At 71.1% G+C, this 16,199-nt stretch carries 13 protein-coding genes; 10 read left to right on the plus strand and 3 right to left on the minus strand.

Annotated elements, in window-relative coordinates; genetic code table 11:
• The first annotated feature begins 120 nt into the window (after positions 1-120).
• The 7 genes from H5965_RS42325 to H5965_RS42355 are packed head-to-tail and all read left to right on the plus strand — an operon-like array spanning position 121 to position 8,931.
• Positions 121-1,443: an enolase C-terminal domain-like protein gene (locus H5965_RS42325; RefSeq protein ID WP_396136997.1), complete on the plus strand. Its 1,323-nt coding sequence runs from the start codon at positions 121-123 to the stop codon at positions 1,441-1,443.
• Positions 1,440-2,210: an SDR family oxidoreductase gene (locus H5965_RS42330; protein ID WP_310976871.1), complete on the plus strand. Its 771-nt coding sequence runs from the start codon at positions 1,440-1,442 to the stop codon at positions 2,208-2,210. The genes H5965_RS42325 and H5965_RS42330 overlap by 4 nt, the downstream gene beginning before the upstream one ends.
• Positions 2,207-3,274 (plus strand): sugar ABC transporter substrate-binding protein, encoded by a 1,068-nt coding sequence (locus tag H5965_RS42335; protein WP_310976873.1) that lies wholly within the window; start codon positions 2,207-2,209, stop codon positions 3,272-3,274. Before H5965_RS42330 ends, H5965_RS42335 begins: the two co-directional genes overlap by 4 nt.
• 24 nt (positions 3,275-3,298) lie before the next feature.
• Entirely contained in the window at positions 3,299-4,798 is a 1,500-nt protein-coding gene (locus tag H5965_RS42340; RefSeq protein ID WP_310976875.1) for a sugar ABC transporter ATP-binding protein, read from the plus strand.
• Positions 4,791-5,810: an ABC transporter permease gene (locus H5965_RS42345; protein ID WP_310976876.1), complete on the plus strand. Its 1,020-nt coding sequence runs from the start codon at positions 4,791-4,793 to the stop codon at positions 5,808-5,810. Before H5965_RS42340 ends, H5965_RS42345 begins: the two co-directional genes overlap by 8 nt.
• Positions 5,810-6,658: an aldo/keto reductase gene (locus H5965_RS42350; RefSeq protein WP_310976877.1), complete on the plus strand. Its 849-nt coding sequence runs from the start codon at positions 5,810-5,812 to the stop codon at positions 6,656-6,658. The genes H5965_RS42345 and H5965_RS42350 overlap by 1 nt, the downstream gene beginning before the upstream one ends.
• A gap of 26 nt (positions 6,659-6,684) precedes the next feature.
• Positions 6,685-8,931 (plus strand): alpha-L-fucosidase, encoded by a 2,247-nt coding sequence (locus H5965_RS42355; protein WP_310976879.1) that lies wholly within the window; start codon positions 6,685-6,687, stop codon positions 8,929-8,931.
• 31 nt (positions 8,932-8,962) lie between these two features.
• On the opposite strand, the gene H5965_RS42360 is transcribed toward H5965_RS42355, so the two are convergent.
• Positions 8,963-9,676 carry a FadR/GntR family transcriptional regulator gene (locus tag H5965_RS42360; RefSeq protein WP_310976880.1) on the minus strand — a complete coding sequence of 238 codons (714 nt, stop codon included), beginning with the start codon at positions 9,674-9,676 and terminating at the stop codon, positions 8,963-8,965.
• A 155-nt stretch (positions 9,677-9,831) separates the two neighbouring features.
• On the opposite strand from H5965_RS42360, the gene H5965_RS42365 reads away from it, so the two are divergent.
• From H5965_RS42365 to H5965_RS42375, 3 genes are read left to right on the plus strand one after another with little or no spacing between them, the layout of a single operon-like run.
• Positions 9,832-10,236: a nuclear transport factor 2 family protein gene (locus tag H5965_RS42365; protein ID WP_310976882.1), complete on the plus strand. Its 405-nt coding sequence runs from the start codon at positions 9,832-9,834 to the stop codon at positions 10,234-10,236.
• The gene (locus tag H5965_RS42370) at positions 10,229-10,783 is read left to right on the plus strand and encodes a helix-turn-helix domain-containing protein (RefSeq protein WP_310976884.1); all 555 of its coding nucleotides are present in this window, start codon (positions 10,229-10,231) and stop codon (positions 10,781-10,783) included. The genes H5965_RS42365 and H5965_RS42370 overlap by 8 nt, the downstream gene beginning before the upstream one ends.
• Positions 10,784-10,828: 45 nt before the next feature.
• Entirely contained in the window at positions 10,829-11,644 is an 816-nt protein-coding gene (locus tag H5965_RS42375; RefSeq protein ID WP_310976974.1) for a DUF72 domain-containing protein, read from the plus strand.
• Here H5965_RS42375 and H5965_RS42380 read toward each other — a convergent pair.
• Positions 11,641-15,219, minus strand: coding sequence for an AAA family ATPase (locus H5965_RS42380; protein ID WP_310976886.1), 3,579 nt, complete (start codon positions 15,217-15,219; stop codon positions 11,641-11,643). The genes H5965_RS42375 and H5965_RS42380 overlap by 4 nt on opposite strands.
• Positions 15,220-15,491: 272 nt before the next feature.
• Positions 15,492-16,184, minus strand: coding sequence for a hypothetical protein (locus H5965_RS42385; RefSeq protein ID WP_310976888.1), 693 nt, complete (start codon positions 16,182-16,184; stop codon positions 15,492-15,494).
• Between the last annotated feature and the right edge of the window lie 15 nt (positions 16,185-16,199).

Here is a 16,199-nt window from a genome sequence, read left to right on the forward strand (position 1 = left end):
AAGTGCGGAAAGTAGTCAGCTGCTACCGAGAGTCCAAGTTATTGCCGTGTTACGGATCGACTCTGGACATTCCGCGTGCCGACGCGTAGCCATACATATGTTGTCTGCCCCGAAGGAGAGGTGGCCCCGTTGGCCGAAGTGATCAGCGCCATCGACGCCGTGGACGTGCGCTTCCCGACTTCGCTGAGCCTGGACGGGTCCGACGCGATGAACCCGGAACCCGACTATTCGGCGGCGTACGTGACCATCCGCACGAGCGCCGGAGACGAGGGCTACGGGCTCGCCTTCACCGTCGGCCGCGGCAACGACGTCGAGGTTGCCGCGGTCCGGGCGCTCGTGCCCCTGGTCATCGGGATGCCGGTGGCCGACGCGCTCGCCGACCTCGGCGCCTTCTCCCGCCGGCTCACCGGGGACAGCCAGCTGCGGTGGCTGGGCCCGGACAAGGGCGCGATCCACATGGCCGCCGCCGCGATCGTCAACGCGGCCTGGGACCTGCGCGCCCGCCGCGAAGGCAAGCCGGTCTGGCGCCTGCTCGCCGAGATGCCCCCGGAAGAACTGGTCGCTCTCGTCGACTTCCGGTACCTGCAGGACGCCTTGACCCGCGACGAAGCCCTCGACCTCCTCCGCCGCGCCGAACCGGGCCGCGCGGCCCGCCAGGCCGAACTCCTGGAGTCCGGTTTTCCCGCCTACACCACGACTCCCGGCTGGCTCGGGTACTCGCCGGAGAAGCTGGCGGCCCTGTCCAAGGAGGCGGTCGAGGACGGCTTCACCCAGATCAAGCTCAAGGTCGGGGCCGACCTCGACGAAGACGTCCGCCGGCTGCGGCTCGCGCGGGACGTCGTCGGCCCGGACGTGCGGATCGCCATCGACGCCAACCAGGCCTGGGGCGTCGGGCAGGCCATCGAATGGCTGCGTCCGCTCGCCGAGTTCGACCCGTACTGGATCGAGGAGCCGACCTCGCCCGACGACGTGCTCGGCCACGCGGCCATCCGCCGGGCGGTCGCGCCGATCAAGGTGGCCACCGGCGAGCACACCCACAACGCGGTGATGTTCAAGCAGCTGCTGCAGGCGGAGGCGATCGACGTCCTCCAGCTCGACGCCAGCCGGGTCGCCGGGGTCACCGAGAACATCGCGATCCTGCTGCTGGCCGCGAAGTTCGGCGTCCCGGTGTGCCCGCACGCCGGCGGGGTCGGGCTGTGCGAAATGGTGCAGCACCTGTCGATGTTCGACTTCGTCGCGGTCAGCGGGACCCAGCAGGACCGGGTCATCGAATACGTCGACCACCTGCACGAGCACTTCGTCGACCCGGTGCGGATCGAGCGCGGCCGCTACCTGGCTCCGCGCGAACCGGGCCTCGGGGCGCGGCTGCACGCGGAATCCGTGGCGCAGTACCGGTTCCCCGACGGCCCGGTCTGGCAGCGGGACGCGGTGGTGGTCGCGTGAGCGGGGAGTTCGACGGCGTCCGGGCGGTCGTGACCGGCGGCGCGTCCGGAATCGGGCTCGCCACCGCGCGGATGCTGGCCGGGCGGGGCGCCCGGGTCGTCTGCCTCGATCTGAACGACCAGGTCGGGGAACCGTTGACGGCGGTGCGGGCCGACGTCTCGGACGGCGGGTCGGTCCGGGCCGCGGTCGCCGCCGCGGTCGAGCACCTCGGCGGCCTGGACGTCCTGGTCAACAACGCCGGGATCGGCGCGCAGGGCACGGTTTCCGACAACGACGACGCCGAGTGGCACCGCGTCTTCGACGTCAACGTCGTCGGCATGGTGCGGGTGACCCGCGCGGCCCTGCCGCACCTGCGGGAGTCGGGCGCGGCGGCGATCGTGAACACCTGCTCGATCGCGGCCACCGCCGGGCTGCCGCAACGAGCGCTCTACAGCGCCACGAAAGGCGCGGTCCTCGCGCTCACCCGCGCGATGGCCGCCGACCACCTGGCCGAAGGCATCCGCGTGTGCTGCGTCAACCCCGGCACCGCGCACACCCCGTGGATCGACCGGCTGCTCTCGAAAGCCGACGATCCCGAGGCCGAGCTGGCCGCGCTCGCCGCGCGTCAGCCCACCGGCCGGCTCGTCACCGCCGACGAGGTCGCCGCGGCGATCTGCTACCTGGCCGGCCCGCACTCCGGCGCCACCACCGGCACCGATCTCGCCGTGGACGGCGGGATGTCCGGCCTCCGTCTCCGCCCGAAACCTGTCAACGAGGAGAGGTCATGAAGTTCCAGCACCTGCGCGCCGCCGCCGTCGTCACCGCCGGCGTCCTGACCGCGGCCGCACTGGCCGGCTGCAGCGGCGGCGGCACGACCGCCGCTCCGGGCGGCAAAACCGTCGTCGGGGTCGACTATCCCCGCTCGGACACCGACTTCTGGAACGCCTACATCAAGTACGTGCCCCAGTTCGCCGGGCAGTTCGGGCTCGACCTCAAGACCACCAACTCGCAGAACGACGTCGCCAACCTGACCGCCAACGTGCAGACGATGATCAGCCAGGGCGTCAAGGGCGTGGTGATGGCCCCGCAGGACACCGCGGCGATCATCCCGACCCTGCAGCAGCTCGCGACCAAGAAGATCCCGGTCGTCTCCGTCGACACCCGGCCCGACCAGGGCAACGTCTACATGGTCGTGCGGGCCGACAACCGCGCCTACGGCGAGAAGGCCTGCCAGTTCCTCGGCACCAAGCTCGGCGGCCAGGGCAAGGTCGTCATGCTGCAGGGCGACCTCGCCTCGATCAACGGCCGCGACCGCACCGAAGCCTTCAACGACTGCATGAAGAAGAACTTCCCGGGCATCACGGTCTTCGGCGAGGCCACCAACTGGGACGCCAACACCGCCGCGCAGAAGCTGCAGACCCGGCTGACCGCGAACCCGGACATCAAGGGCGTCTACATGCAGTCCAGTTTCGCCCTCTCCGGCACGCTGCAGCTGCTGAAGCAGCGTGGCCTTGCTGTCCCGGCGAGCGACCCGAAGCACGTGTTCATCGTGTCCAACGACGGCATCCCCGAGGAGCTCGCCAAGATCCGGGCCGGCGAAATGGACGCGACCGTGTCCCAGCCCGCGGACCTGTTCGCCAAGTACGCCCTGCAGTACGTCAAGGACGCCATCGACGGCAAGACGCCGGCCGCGGGCAAGACCGACCACGACAGCACCATCATCCAGGTCCGCGAGGGCCTGATGGAGGACCAGCTGGCCGCGCCGCTGGTCACCGCGGACGGTGCCACGTTCGGGCCGGTGAGCAGCGTCAAGGTCGACGACCAGTCCCTGTGGGGCAACAGCAAGAGCTGATCCGGTTGGCGAGAGGAAGCGAACATGAGCACCGTGCCGGTCGTCGAGGCGCGCGGCGTGGTCAAGCGCTACGGCGCCACCGTGGCGCTCGACCACGCCGACCTGACCGTCCTGCCCGGACAGACGCACGCGCTGGTCGGCCGCAACGGGGCCGGCAAGTCGACCCTGGTGTCCGTCCTCACCGGACTGACCGAGCCGGACGCCGGGACCGTGCGGCTGGCCGGGGAGCCGGCCCCGGCCCTGGCCGACCGGGACGCCTGGCGGTCCCGGGTGGCCTGCGTGTACCAGCGGTCGACGATCATCCCCGAGCTGTCGGTGGCGGAGAACCTGTTCCTCAACCGGCAGGAGACCCGCGGCGGGTTCGTCCGCTGGGCCGCGCTGCGCCGCTCGGCCGCCGAGCTGCTGGAACGCTGGTCGGTGGACGTCGACGTGCACCGGCCGGCCCGGGAGCTGAGCGTGGAGCAGCGGCAGTTCGTGGAGATCGCGCGGGCCCTGTCGTTCGGCGCCCGGTTCGTCATCCTCGACGAGCCGACCGCGCAGCTCGACGGGGCCGCCATCACCCGGCTGTTCGGGCACATCGCCGAGCTGCAGCGCCAAGGCGTCACCTTCCTGTTCATCAGCCACCACCTGCAGGAGGTGTACGAAATCTGCGACACGGTGACGGTGTACCGGGACGCCCGGCACGTCCTCACCGCGCCGGTCGCCGAGCTGCCGAAGGCCGACCTCGTCGCGGCGATGACGGGCGAGAACGCGGTCACGGTGCAGGAACGCGCGTCCTCGGTCCGGCACGGCGACGAACCCGTCCTCCGCGTGGACGATCTGAGCCTCGCCCCGTTCTTCGAGGACGTGTCGTTCGACGTCGCCCCCGGCGAGATCGTCGGGCTGGCCGGCTCGGGTGGCAGCGGCAAGACCGAGCTGGCCGAGGCGCTGGCCGGGCTGCGCAAACCCACCTCCGGCACGGTCTTCGTCGCCGACCGGCGGCCGCGGCCCGGCGACGTCCCCTCCGCGCTGGCCGCCGGGGTCGGGTTCGTCCCGGAAGACCGGCACCACCAGGGTTTCGTGCCGGAGATGTCCATTGCGGACAACACGACGATGAGCGTCATGGACCGGCTCGGTCCCGGCATCTTCGTCCGGTCGGGCCTGCGTGACCGGCTCGCCGGGAAGATGATCGACCGGCTGGCGGTGAAGACGCCCGGCCCGGAGCTGCCGGTGTCCGCGCTGTCCGGCGGCAACCAGCAGAAGGTCGTGATGGCCCGTGCCCTCGCAGGCGACCCTCGGCTGCTGGTGCTGATCACGCCCACCGCCGGGGTCGACGTGCGGTCGAAGGAGTTCCTCCTGGGCAAGGTCGCGGAGGCCGCCGCGGCGGGCACCGCGGTGCTGATCGCCTCGGACGAACTCGACGACCTGCGCCTGTGCGACCGGCTGCTGGTCGTGGTGCACGGCAGGCTCACCACCGAAATGCCCGCAGGCTGGCAGGACCGCGAGGTCGTGGCCGCCATGGAAGGAGTCGACCTCGATGCCTGAAAGCCCCGCCGCGGTGGGCGCCCCGCCGCGGACCGGACCGGCCGCCGCGCCCCGGCGCATCGCCCTGGCCCGCCTGCGCGACTTCGCGCTGGTGCCCGGGATCATCGCGATCGCCGTCGTCGGCCAGCTGGTGAACCCGGTGTTCCTCCAGTACGACAACGTGATCAACATCCTGCAGACGATGTCCGAGATCGCCCTGCTGGTGCTCGCCCAGACGATGGTCCTGGTCGTCGGCAAGATGGACCTCTCGCTGGAATCGACGTTCGGGCTCGCGCCCGGCGTGGCGGCCTGGCTGACGATCACCGGCGGCCATTCCCTCGGGCTGCTGCCGTCCTGGACCGGGGTCCCCATCGTGCTCCTCGTCGGGGTCGTGGTCGGTGCCCTCAACGCCCTCCTGATCGTCCGGTTCGGGCTGAGCGGGTTCGTCGTCACCCTCGGCATGCTGATCGTGCTGCGCGGCCTGCTCACCGGCATCTCCGGCGGCCAGACGTTCTTCGGCATGTCCGATTCGATGCTCTACCTCGGCACCACGCTGTGGGCCGGGATCCCGGCGTCGATCTGGATCTGCGTCCTCCTGTTCGCGGGCGGGATCGTCCTGCTCGGCTACACCCGGTTCGGCCGCAGCCTCTACGCGATCGGCGGGAACGAGGACGCGGCGAAGGCCGCCGGCATCCGGACCGACCGGATCGTGTGGATCGTGCTGATCGGGGCCAGCGTGCTGGCCGCGCTCGGCGGGCTGCTGCTTTCGGGCCGGCTGGCGTCGGTGGCCGCGGCGCAGGGCAACGGCTACATCTTCACGGTGTTCGCCGCCGCGGTCATCGGCGGCGTGAGCCTGAACGGCGGCCGCGGCACGCTCTTCGGCGCGTTCACCGGCATCCTGCTGCTGTACATGATCCAGAACGTGCTGACCCTGGCCGGGGTGCCCGCCCAGTGGATCGGTGCGCTCAACGGCGCGATCATCCTCATCGCGCTGGTGATGTCCCGCATCACCAGCGGCAAGCGGCAGACCTGATGGCGGACCTCGGCCTGGGCACCGCGGGCCTGGGCAACGTCTTCGGGGAGGTCGGCGCCGAAGCCGCCGCGGAGATCGTCACCGCGGCGGCCGGCGCCGGGGTGCGCTCCTTCGACACCGCGCCGTACTACGGCTTCGGGCTGGCCGAGCGCCGGCTCGGCCGGGCGCTTCCCGCGGGCCCGTTCGTGGTGTCGACGAAGGTGGGCCGGACGCTCACCGGCGGTGGCTGCCACTTCGACTTCTCCGCGGCCGCCGTCCGCCGGGGGATCGAGGGCAGTCTCGACCGCCTGGGCCGCGATCGCGTCGACGTCGTCTACCTGCACGACCCCGACGACCACGAGGAGCAGGCCGCGACCGAGGCGTGGCCGGAGCTGTGCCGGCTGCGCGACGAAGGCGTGGTCTCCGCGATCGGCGTCGGGATGAACCAGTGGCAGATGCCCGCCCGGTTCGTCGAACGGCTCGACGTCGACGTCGTCCTGCTCGCCGGCCGGTACACCTTGCTCGACCGCGGTGGTGAGCGCCTGCTCGACCTCTGCGGCGAACGCGGGGTGGACGTCGTGCTCGGCGGGGTGTTCAACTCCGGTCTGCTCATCGACCCCCGGCCGGGTGCCTGGTTCGACTACGCCCCGGCGCCGGCCGACCTGCTGGCCCGCGCGCAGCGCATGCGCGACGCCGCCGCGTCGGCGGGGTACGAACTGGCCGCGTGCGCGCTCGCGTTCGCCGCCGCGCACCCGGCCGTCACCTCCGTCCTGGTCGGCGCCACGAGCGCCGGCCAGGTGCGGGCGAACCTCGACGCCTTCCGCCGCGAGGTCCCGCCGGAGCTGTTGTCCCGATTGGTTTCCTGTTAGCTCCCCAGCACCCCTTGGAGAGTGCCATGACGCTCCCTGCCCAGAATCCGTTGTCGCGCCGGCAGTTCGGTGCCCTCGCGGCCGCCGGGCTCGCCGCGGCCGCCGTCCCGCCCGCGCTGGCCGGTCCGGCAGCGGCCGCCGCGCGGTGCTACGAGCCCACCTGGCCGTCGGTCGACCGGCACCCGCCCGCGCCGGAGTGGTTCCAGGACGCCAAGTTCGGCATCTACTGGCACTGGGGCGCGTTCACCACGCCGGAGTACGGCAGCGAATGGTACGGCCGGAACATGTACATCCCGGACAGCGGCGAGAACAAACACCACAAGGCGACCTACGGCGACCCGGCGGTGTGGGGCTACGACCGGTTCATCGACGGCGGCACGGACGTGGCCGGCAACCACGTCCAGTTCGCCCCGGAACTGGTTTCCCGGGGCGGGCAGTTCGACCCGGAGGAGTGGGCGCGCGTGGTCAAGGCGTCCGGGGCTAAGTTCGCCGGGCCGGTCGCCGAGCACCACGACGGGTTTTCGATGTGGGACAGCAAGGTCAACGAGTGGAACTCGGTGGCCCGCGGGCCGCGGCTGAACCTGCTCAAGCTGTTCTCCGACGCGATCCGCGGGCAGGGCCTGAAGCTGCTGGTCGCGATGCACCACGCGTTCAATTACAACGGCTTCTACGACTTCGCCCCGCCGCAGGCCACCCCGACCCTGCGCAAGCTGTACGGCCAGTTGCCGCGCGCCGAGGAGGACGCGCTCTGGCTGGCCAAGCTCAAAGAGGTGATCGACCGGGCGAAGCCCGACGTCCTCTGGCAGGACTTCTCGCTGAACTCGCCGGGCTACTGCATCAACAGCGGCCCGTGCGCGGTGGGGGAGCGGCAGCGCCTCGAATTCCTGGCCTACTACTACAACCAGGCGCGGAAGTGGGGCAAGGACGTCGTCTCGACGTTCAAGCACTTCGACCACGGGTTCAACACCAGCGGTGAGGTCGCGGACTACGAGCGCGGCGGGCCGGCCGACATCGTCACGCCGTACTGGCTCACCGACGACGCGATTTCCAGCAGCAGCTGGAGCTACACCCAGGGCATCGGCTACTACTCGAGCACGCAGATGATCCACGCGCTGATCGACCGGGTCAGCAAGGGCGGCAACATGCTGCTCAACATCTCCCCGACGCTGGAGGGCACCATCCCGGCCGAGCAGCGCGCGGTGCTCGCCGACATCGGCACCTACCTCGGCCGCGTCGGCGAGTCGATCTACGCCACGCGCGTCTGGGACGTCTACGGCGAGGGACCGACCAAGATGGGCGGCGGCTCGTTCGTCTCGCCGAAGGTGGGCACGGCCAAGGACTTCCGGTTCACCCGCGACAAGGCCGGCCGCGTGCTGTACGCGACCGTGCTGGCCTGGCCCGGCGCCACGGCGGACCTCACCACGCTGTCCGGCAAACGGATCGACCTGAGCAGCCTCGAGCGCGTCGAACTGCTCGGCGCCCCCGGCGCGCTGAAGTACACGCAGGACGCCGGTGCCCTGCACGTCACGCTGCCGGCGAAGCCGTACGACTCGCCCGCCTACGTGCTCAAGCTGACGTTCGCGGGCAAGATCCCGGTGGTGGGCCCCGCGTCCGGCGCGAAGGTGTTCGCCGACCGCGGCTTCCGCGGCGCGAGTGCGACGCTGGGCGTCGGCAGCTACCCCGCGGCCCGGCTGAAGAGCGCGCTGGCCGCGCCGATTTCCGCGATCTGGCCCGGGGACGGCTACCAGGCCCTGGGCTACCCGGCCGACGACTTCACCGGGACGCCGAGCCGGTTCGCCGTGGTTACCCCGGACGTGCCGGCGTCCGCCATCGTCTCGCTGCGCGTGGCGTTCGACCCCGCCCGGTGGTTCCGGATCGTCAACGTCACCAACGGCCTGGCCGTGGACGGCGGGGGAGCGGTCGCGGCGGGCAGCAGGCTGAAGATCTGGACCCCGGACGACAGCCCGAACCTGCAGTTCGGGATCGAGGACATCGGCGACGGATTCGTCAAGCTCACCAACCGCACCAACGGCCTGGTGATCGACGGGGCCGGGGCGACCACCGCGGGCGGCAACCCGGTGCAGTCGGCCTACACCGGCGCGGCGAGCCAGCAGTGGTCGGTCACCGACTCCGGCGGCGGCGTGTTCGTGCTCGCCAACCGGGTCACCGGGCTCGTGCTCGACGGCGGCGGGAACGTGCCGTCGGGTTCGCCGTTGAAGGTGTGGAACGACGACGGCAGTCCCAACCTCCGCTGGTCGATCTCCGTTGCCTGACGGATTCCCGGGCGCCGTGACCGGGCTCCGGTCACGGCGCTCCGCCGTCGAGCTCCCGGACCTCGGCCAGGTGCGCGCGCAGCCAGCGTTCGGACGTGTCGACGTGCATCAGCGCGGCGGCGGTGGCCACCGCTGGGTCGCGGTCGGCGAGCGCGTCGTAGATGGCCTTGTGCTGCGACAGCGTCACGTGCGTCGCGCCGCGTTCGACGGTGCCGCGCCAGACCCGCGCGCGGAGGGTGCGGGAGGAGATCCCGTCCAGCAGCGCGGTGAGGGTCTCGTTGCCGGTCGCGGTGACGACGGCCCGGTGGAAGGCGGCGTCGAGGACGGTGAGGCGTTCGACGTCCTCGACCGCTTCGTGCATGGCGTCGAGCAGCTCGCCGACGGTGCGCAGCTGCGCGTCGGTGATCCGGGTGGCGGCCAGGCCGGTCGCCGCGGGCTCGAGGAGCCGGCGCACCTCGGTGAGCTCGAGGACGCTGCCGCCCTGCATGAGCGCGACCGCGTTGCCGAGGCCTTCGAGGAGCAGGCTCGGCGCGAGGCTGGTGACGTACGTGCCGTCGCCGCGGCGGACTTCGAGCACCCGGGCGAGCGCGAGCGCTTTCACGGCCTCCCGCGTGGGGCTGCGGGAAATCCCCAGCTCGGTGGCCAGTTCGTGTTCCGGGGGCAGCTTGGCGCCCGCCGGGAACCGGCCGGACCGGACGAACTCCCGGATCCGGTCGATCGCTTCGTCGGTCAGCGACTTCGCCATGGCCCTCCTCGTCTAGGGAATCAGTCTAGCAGTCATATGATGTATGCGTGCTAAGGAGGCATCGGTGTTGCGCAAGGGTGGCTGATTCACCAGTTTCGACCAGGAGACATGTGATGTCTTGTCTTGGGTTCTTACTTACTTGTAAGTTAGAACGCATGACGACGTTCACGGCCGACGAGGCCGAGGCGCTCAGCGCCCAGTGGGAGAAGGCGTGGAACGGCCACGACGCCGACGCGGTCGCCGCGATGTGCGCGGACGACCTCGTCTACGACGAACCCGCGCTCGGGCACACCGCCCACGGGCCGGAGTCCATCCGCCGGTTCGTGACGCGCATGGCGCACGCCTACCCGGACTACTCGTTCGCCCGCAGGGGGCTCTACACCGAGGTGACCCGCCGCGCGGTGCTCGTCGCGTGGCGCTTCACCGGCACGTTCGCCAAGACGGGCCAGGTCGTGGAGTTCCACGGCGACGACCGGCTGGAACTGGGCGAGGACGGGCTGATCCACGCGTACCGCTGCCTGTACGACAACAAGTTCGTGCTGAGCCAGCTCGGTGGGTGACGCGAGCCCGGCCCGGCTGCCCGCCGCGGCCCGCCGGGCGGGCATCATCGAGGCGGCCGACGCCGAGTTCGCCGCGAACGGCCTGGCGGGCACCCGCCTGGAGGCCATCGCCGGCCGGGCCGGGATTTCGCACCCGCGGATCGTGCAGATGTTCGGCTCCAAGAGGAAGCTGTTCCTCGAGGTGCTGCACGCGGCGTACGACCGCATCGAAGCGGCCTTCGCCGGCGCCGAGCCGACGCTGTCCGCACTGGGTGTGGCGTATGTGCGGCTCCTGCAAAGCGATCCGACGGTCGGCCTGGTGGTATTGCAAGGCTACGCGGCGTCGGCGGACGAGCCGGTCCGGGAGGCGGTCCGCCGCCGGCACCTGGCGTTGATGGCGACGATCGCGCGTCTGACGGGCGCGGATGCGTTGCGGGTGCGGACGTTCTTCGCGACGGGCCTGGTCCAGACGGTGTCGACGGCACTGGAGCTGCCGGAGCAGCGCGCCGACACGGCGTGGAGCGCGTGGCTCCTCGGCCTGGTCGATCCCGATGTGCCGGCCCGGTAGGTTTTCCGCATGAGCTCGGTGCCGGCCCTGCACGTCGGGTGCGCGATGTGGACCCACAAGGCGTGGCCGTTGCCGCCCTCGGTGCCGGCCCGCGAGCGGCTGCGCGCCTACGCGGGCTGGTGCAACGCGGTCGAAGGCAACACGACGTTCTACGCGACCCCGGCTCGCACCACCGTCGAGACGTGGGCGCAGCAGACCGGCCCGGACTTCCGGTTCGTGGTCAAACTGCCCAAGCTGGTCACGCACGAGCGCCGGTTCACCGGGGTCGAGACGGAGATGCGGGCGTTCCTGGACGCGATCGAGCCACTCGGCGACCGGGCGGTGCTGTGGACCCAGCTGCCGGGCTCGTTCGGCCCCGCGGACGTCGAGGCGCTGGTCCGGTTCCTGCGCCGCTTGCCGCCCGGTCTGAGGCGTGCGGTGGAGGTGCGCCACCCGGAGTTCTTCACCGAGGCGGCGTCGACATCGCTGCTGGAGCGGGCTCTCGGGGTGGCGGACGCGGAGTGGGTCCCGTTCGACACGACGGTGTTCTTCGGGACCCCGCCGGTCAGCGAGGCGGAGCAGGAGGCGTGGGCGAAGAAGCCGCGCCTGCCCCGCCGGACGCGAGCCCTGACCGACCGTCCGATCATCCGGTATCTGGGCCGCGACGCGGTGGCGGAGACGGTCGAGGGGTGGCAGCCGTGGACGCAGGTGGTGGCGGGCTGGCTGCGCGAGGGCCGCTCGCCGACGGTGTTCGTCCACACGCCGGACAACAACGAGGCACGTGAACTGGCGCGGCGGTTCCACGACGAGGTGCGGGCGTTGGTGCCCGGCGTCGCGGCGTTGCCGGAGCCGGAGCCGGTGGAGCCCGCGACGTTGTTTTAGGGGCGCACGGAGTGCTCAGTGTCCGGCAACATGCAACGGTGACGGAGGGCCGGCGCGAGGGGCGGCAGGGTGCGTCGCCTGGCGTCGGCGATGAGATCTGCCAGTGGAAGCACGCCTGGCCAGTATCGGACTCTGTCGACGCCGGCCGTGATGAGCCGGCCGCTCGGGCCACACGCCAGCAGGCTGATTCCGAGGCTGCGGTCGCGGGGGAGCAGCTCGTACAGCAGCCCTCCGGCTGAGTCCCAGACCCACGTGGTGTGATCCCAGCCGCCGCCGGCGACGACCAATCCCTCATCGGTGACCGCGAGCGCGCCGATCCTGCCGCCGCCGAGCATCCGTGTGGAAGACCCGTCTCGGCTCCAGCGGCGAATGTCACCGTCCCCGGTTGCCGTGATCAGGGCGCCGTCCGGGGCGAAGGCCAGGTGTTCAACCGGTTGGGTGTGACCGGTGAGCACGTGTTGCGGGACACCGTCGCGGTCCCAGATGCGGGCGGTGTTGCCGGCCGATGCGGCCGCCAGCCGACCGTCTTCGGCGAACGTGAAAGCGAGAGTTCCCTTGTTGTCTTCGGCCTTTTCGAGCACGCGGACCTCACCCGCGGTGTTCCAGATCCGGAGCGCTCCGCTGGTGGTGGCGGTGATGAGCCGGCCGTCCGGCGCGAAGCCCATCCGGCCCACCGCCGATTCGTGCGCGTCGAGGACGTGCAGCACCTTGCCGGCACAGTCCCAGACTTGCACCGTGCGGTCGAACGCCGCGGCGAGGCGCCCGTCGGGGGCGAAGGCCAAGTGCCGCACACTCAGGTTCCGGTGTCCGGCGAGCGTGTGGATCAGGGTGCCGTCGGCGCCCCGCACTTTCACGTTCGTGCCATCGGCATCGGCGCGGCGACGTCCCGGGCCGACTGCCCACGGCCCGAAACCGGCGCGGAGAACGCTGACCGCATCCGTCATCAGGCCGGGATCCGATACGGCGAGCTCTTCGAACCGAGCGGTACCTTCAGCTCGGGTCAGCAACCGCGCGAGCCGACTGACGTCCCAGACGTGCACCGTGCTGGACGTCGCCGTCACCAACCAGCCGTGCGCGCTGAAGTCGAGGACGGTCAGGTAAGCCGTGTCCGCCATCTTGATGCGAGCGACCATGCCCTCGGGAACGCACAACCGCACCTCGCCGTTCGTGGCAGCGGCCAGCAGCTCATCCGGTCCGCACACCACCGAAGCGAACCCCGTCATGTCGGGATAGCCGGGTTCGGCGACCCTGGGGTACGGGCCGTTCGGTCGGCAAGTGACCACGCTCCCGATGCCGTTGATCGTGCGCAAATGACCTGTTTCGGAGAAGGCGAGATCACGCACCGGCCCGGCAACCTTCACGAAGATGCCCGCTTCTGAGCCGTCAGACAAGGGGAGAGCGCCGTCCGGCGCCCAGACCCGCACCGCACCGTTCCGGTGACCTGCAGCGATCCACCCATCGACGCTCACCGCCAGCGCGGTGACCAACGACCCCTCGGTCGGCTGGAAGCAGCGTTGTTCCGGGCCGCTGCTGCCCCAGATCCGAATCTCCCCGTCCTCGCCGGTGGTGATCAGCAGGGCGTCGGGCGCGAACACGACTGCTGTCCGCTCTCCGTCACTGGTCAACCGGCGGATCAGCTGTCCATCGGGGTCCCACAGGCACAGCGCGTGCCGGCCTGCGGCGGCAAGCCGGCCGTCGGCGGCGAACACCAGGCTGGTGACCTGGTGGAGGGTGCCGTCGAGGTGGTGGATCACCTTCCCGTGGGCGTCCCACACGGTGACACGTCCCGCCGTGTTCCCGGAGGCGAGCCGGCCGTCCGGCGCGAACGTGAGCGCACTGACCGGCTCCCGGTCTTCGGTCAGGTCGTGCAGCAGGGTGCCATCCGCGGACCAGATCCGGATCGTGCCGTGTTCGTCCGCCGTGGCGACGCGACCGTCTTGGGCGACGCGGGCACAGCAGACGTCCGCGGTGTGCCCGGTGAGGACGTGCCGCAGGCCGGTGGCCAGCGACCGGTAGAGCGCGGTGCTCGCGGCCGCGGTCGGGGTCAGTTCGGTGCACGCGGCCAGCGACAGGCTGATCGCGGTCGCCGGGTCGTGGTCGAGGACTTCCAGAGCTCGTTCGGCTGCCACGTCCGCGCGGCGCCGGTGATCGGTTTCGTCGTTGTCCGTGCATGCGGCGGCGAACTCGGCGAGCGGCTCGGGCAGCGCCACCGCCGTGTTCGCGGTCAGGTCGGCGAACCGCGAGGCGGGGACCAGGTAGCCGGCGGACCTCCCGGCGTTCACCCACGCCTTCGCGAGCGCCAGCAGTTCGGTGACCCGCTGCAGCGTGCCACGGTGTGTCGTGATGTGGTCGGCCAAAGGTCGCCACTGTCGCAGCAATGCCTCGTGCGATATGTCGTAGCGAACGCGACCGCCACTGCCGGTGTCGCTCGTGAGCAGGTGCGCCTGGACGAACGCGATCACGACCTCGCGCTGCGCTGCGGCCAGCGCGTCGTCCCACACCGGTCGGCGGGTGGCTTCCTCACCCTGCAGGTCCACGAACAGCAGCAGGGTGGTCAGCGTCGTGTCCAGATCGTGTCCCGATGCGGCCACGGCCGCCTCCGCGCGTCCGGCGACCGACCCGCCCACCTTGCCGGCAGTCAGATAGTCGGCCCGGCTGATGTATCGGTCGCGGCCGAGGCCGTCGTACAGCTCGCTGAGCAGCGAGCTGAGCAGCGGCAGCGCGTCACCGCGGCCGGTGTCGCGCACGATTTCCTCGACCAGGCCGGGCTCGAACGTCGTATCGGTCAGGCGGGCGGGTCCGGCCACGACCTGGCGGATCCGCTGGGGTTCGAGCACGTTCACCATGAACGGGTCGGTGAACAGTCCGGCGCCGGGGCCGTCCTGGAACCGGCCGACCCATTCCGAGCGCAGTGTCGCCACCACGTGCAGCCTGTGATCGTGCGTCACCAGCGCGTACAGCAGCGCCAGGAACAGGTTTCGCTCTTTCTCGGTGTGCCGGACCGCCGCTTCCTCGAACTGGTCGACGAGCAGCAGCACGCGCGGCCGGGTCCCTCTCGCCGCCCGCAGAGCCTGCAACACGGGCTCCGGTCCCGGTGCGGGCCCGCCGTCCTGAACCGCCGCCAACACGGTTTCCGCCGCCCCGCGAACCTCCGTCCCCAGCAGCTTCGTGAGCTCGTCCACACCGGATGTGCCCGGGGTGATCGATCCGAGAACCGTCCACCGGTTGCCGAGCGCCGGCAGCAACCCGGCCAGCACGAGGGAGGACTTGCCGCTGCCCGACGGCCCCACGACCGGCACGAACCGCAGCGAGGGCGCAGTGGCCCCCTGTACCCGTCGCGCCAGGTCACGCCGGTCGTCCGTACGTCCGAAGAAGACCGGCGCCCGGTCACGGTCGTACGAGTCCAAGCCCGGGTACGGGTTCTCGCCGGTCCATTCCGGTGCCGGTGACCGCGCCCGGCACCACAGCCATCCCGCACGCACGCTGACCGCCGCGACCACCGCCGCGCCGATCAGCCACGACCACTTGACGATCGGCTGAGCCCACCCCGGCCACCGGTCCGGGCTCGCGGTCACCAGGTTGGTGAGCACTCCGATCCCGATCCCGAGCAGAAACACCCCGAGCCCGGACGGCTGCGGCGCACGTCGACGCCTCGACCACCACGTTCGCATCACTTCTCCTGCCCGGTCGGAAGCATTCGTCTCGCAGCGGCCGGAACACGGTCGGCCGGTCGTCGGTGACCAGCGGGCGGTCGACCTCGTCCTGGAGGTGGACGCAGTGCGCCTCTTGCAGGTTGCCGACGACTGGTACTCGGCAGCTTGTTCGTCCGTTGGCCGAGGTTCTCCGGTCAGACGGCCTTCCAGATGGCGTGGTCGAGTTCCCAGGGCGTCCGGCCCAGTTCGGCGGCGGCGTCGGCGAGCAGCCGCCGCGCGGATGGGACGTCGACCTGGTGGCCGAGGTGGCGACTCAACCAGCGAAGCACCTTCCGGTCCGGCTTCACCTGCTCGTCGGCGCCGGCCAGCATCCAGAGGTAGCCGAGCCGGACGTCGTGCCCGCCGTTGCCGGGGACGGCCCGCAGCCGGCTTTCCACGGCGCCGAGCCGGGTGAGGTCGGACAGGAGCGTGGTCACGTCGCCGAGCGTGTGCACGCCGGAGGCGGCGAGGAATTCGGCGTAGCGCACCGCGGCTTCCGCTTTGAGCACGCCGCCTCGGGTGCTGGTGCGGCTCCGGTTCTCCAGGACGTCGGCGGTGAGCTGGTCCGGTCCCAGCCGACGGCCCAGTTCCGCCAGCGCGTCGACGGGCTGCTCGGCGGGGGTGCCGGCCACGGTGGCGAAGTCGGCGACGTCGACGAGGTGGGGTACGAGACCCTGGTGCGTCGCGTACCGGTCGCAGACGGCGATGGTGCTGGAGTACCGGGCGTTGATCGAGAAAACCGCGTCCAGCACGCACACCGGCAGATGCGCCCACCGGCGGGCGCGCGGCTGGATGTCGAGCCCCGTGGCGGCTTCTACCAGGCGCTGGACATCCACGGCTGTGGTCATGGCCGCTCTTCGACA

Origin of the sequence: Amycolatopsis sp. 505, assembly GCF_031625235.1 — a bacterium.
GTDB lineage: Bacteria > Actinomycetota > Actinomycetes > Mycobacteriales > Pseudonocardiaceae > Amycolatopsis.

Excerpts from the sequence above, each read along its gene's own strand:
- H5965_RS42335 (WP_310976873.1), top strand. The coding sequence starts at position 2,207 with ATGAAGTTCCAGCACCTGCGCGCCGCCGCCGTCGTCACCGCCGGCGTC.
- H5965_RS42340 (WP_310976875.1), top strand. The coding sequence starts at position 3,299 with ATGAGCACCGTGCCGGTCGTCGAGGCGCGCGGCGTGGTCAAGCGCTAC.
- H5965_RS42345 (WP_310976876.1), top strand. The coding sequence starts at position 4,791 with ATGCCTGAAAGCCCCGCCGCGGTGGGCGCCCCGCCGCGGACCGGACCG.
- H5965_RS42350 (WP_310976877.1), top strand. The coding sequence starts at position 5,810 with ATGGCGGACCTCGGCCTGGGCACCGCGGGCCTGGGCAACGTCTTCGGG.
- H5965_RS42355 (WP_310976879.1), top strand. The coding sequence starts at position 6,685 with ATGACGCTCCCTGCCCAGAATCCGTTGTCGCGCCGGCAGTTCGGTGCC.
- H5965_RS42360 (WP_310976880.1), bottom strand. The coding sequence starts at position 9,676 with ATGGCGAAGTCGCTGACCGACGAAGCGATCGACCGGATCCGGGAGTTC.
- H5965_RS42365 (WP_310976882.1), top strand. The coding sequence starts at position 9,832 with ATGACGACGTTCACGGCCGACGAGGCCGAGGCGCTCAGCGCCCAGTGG.
- H5965_RS42375 (WP_310976974.1), top strand. The coding sequence starts at position 10,829 with ATGTGGACCCACAAGGCGTGGCCGTTGCCGCCCTCGGTGCCGGCCCGC.
- H5965_RS42385 (WP_310976888.1), bottom strand. The coding sequence starts at position 16,184 with ATGACCACAGCCGTGGATGTCCAGCGCCTGGTAGAAGCCGCCACGGGG.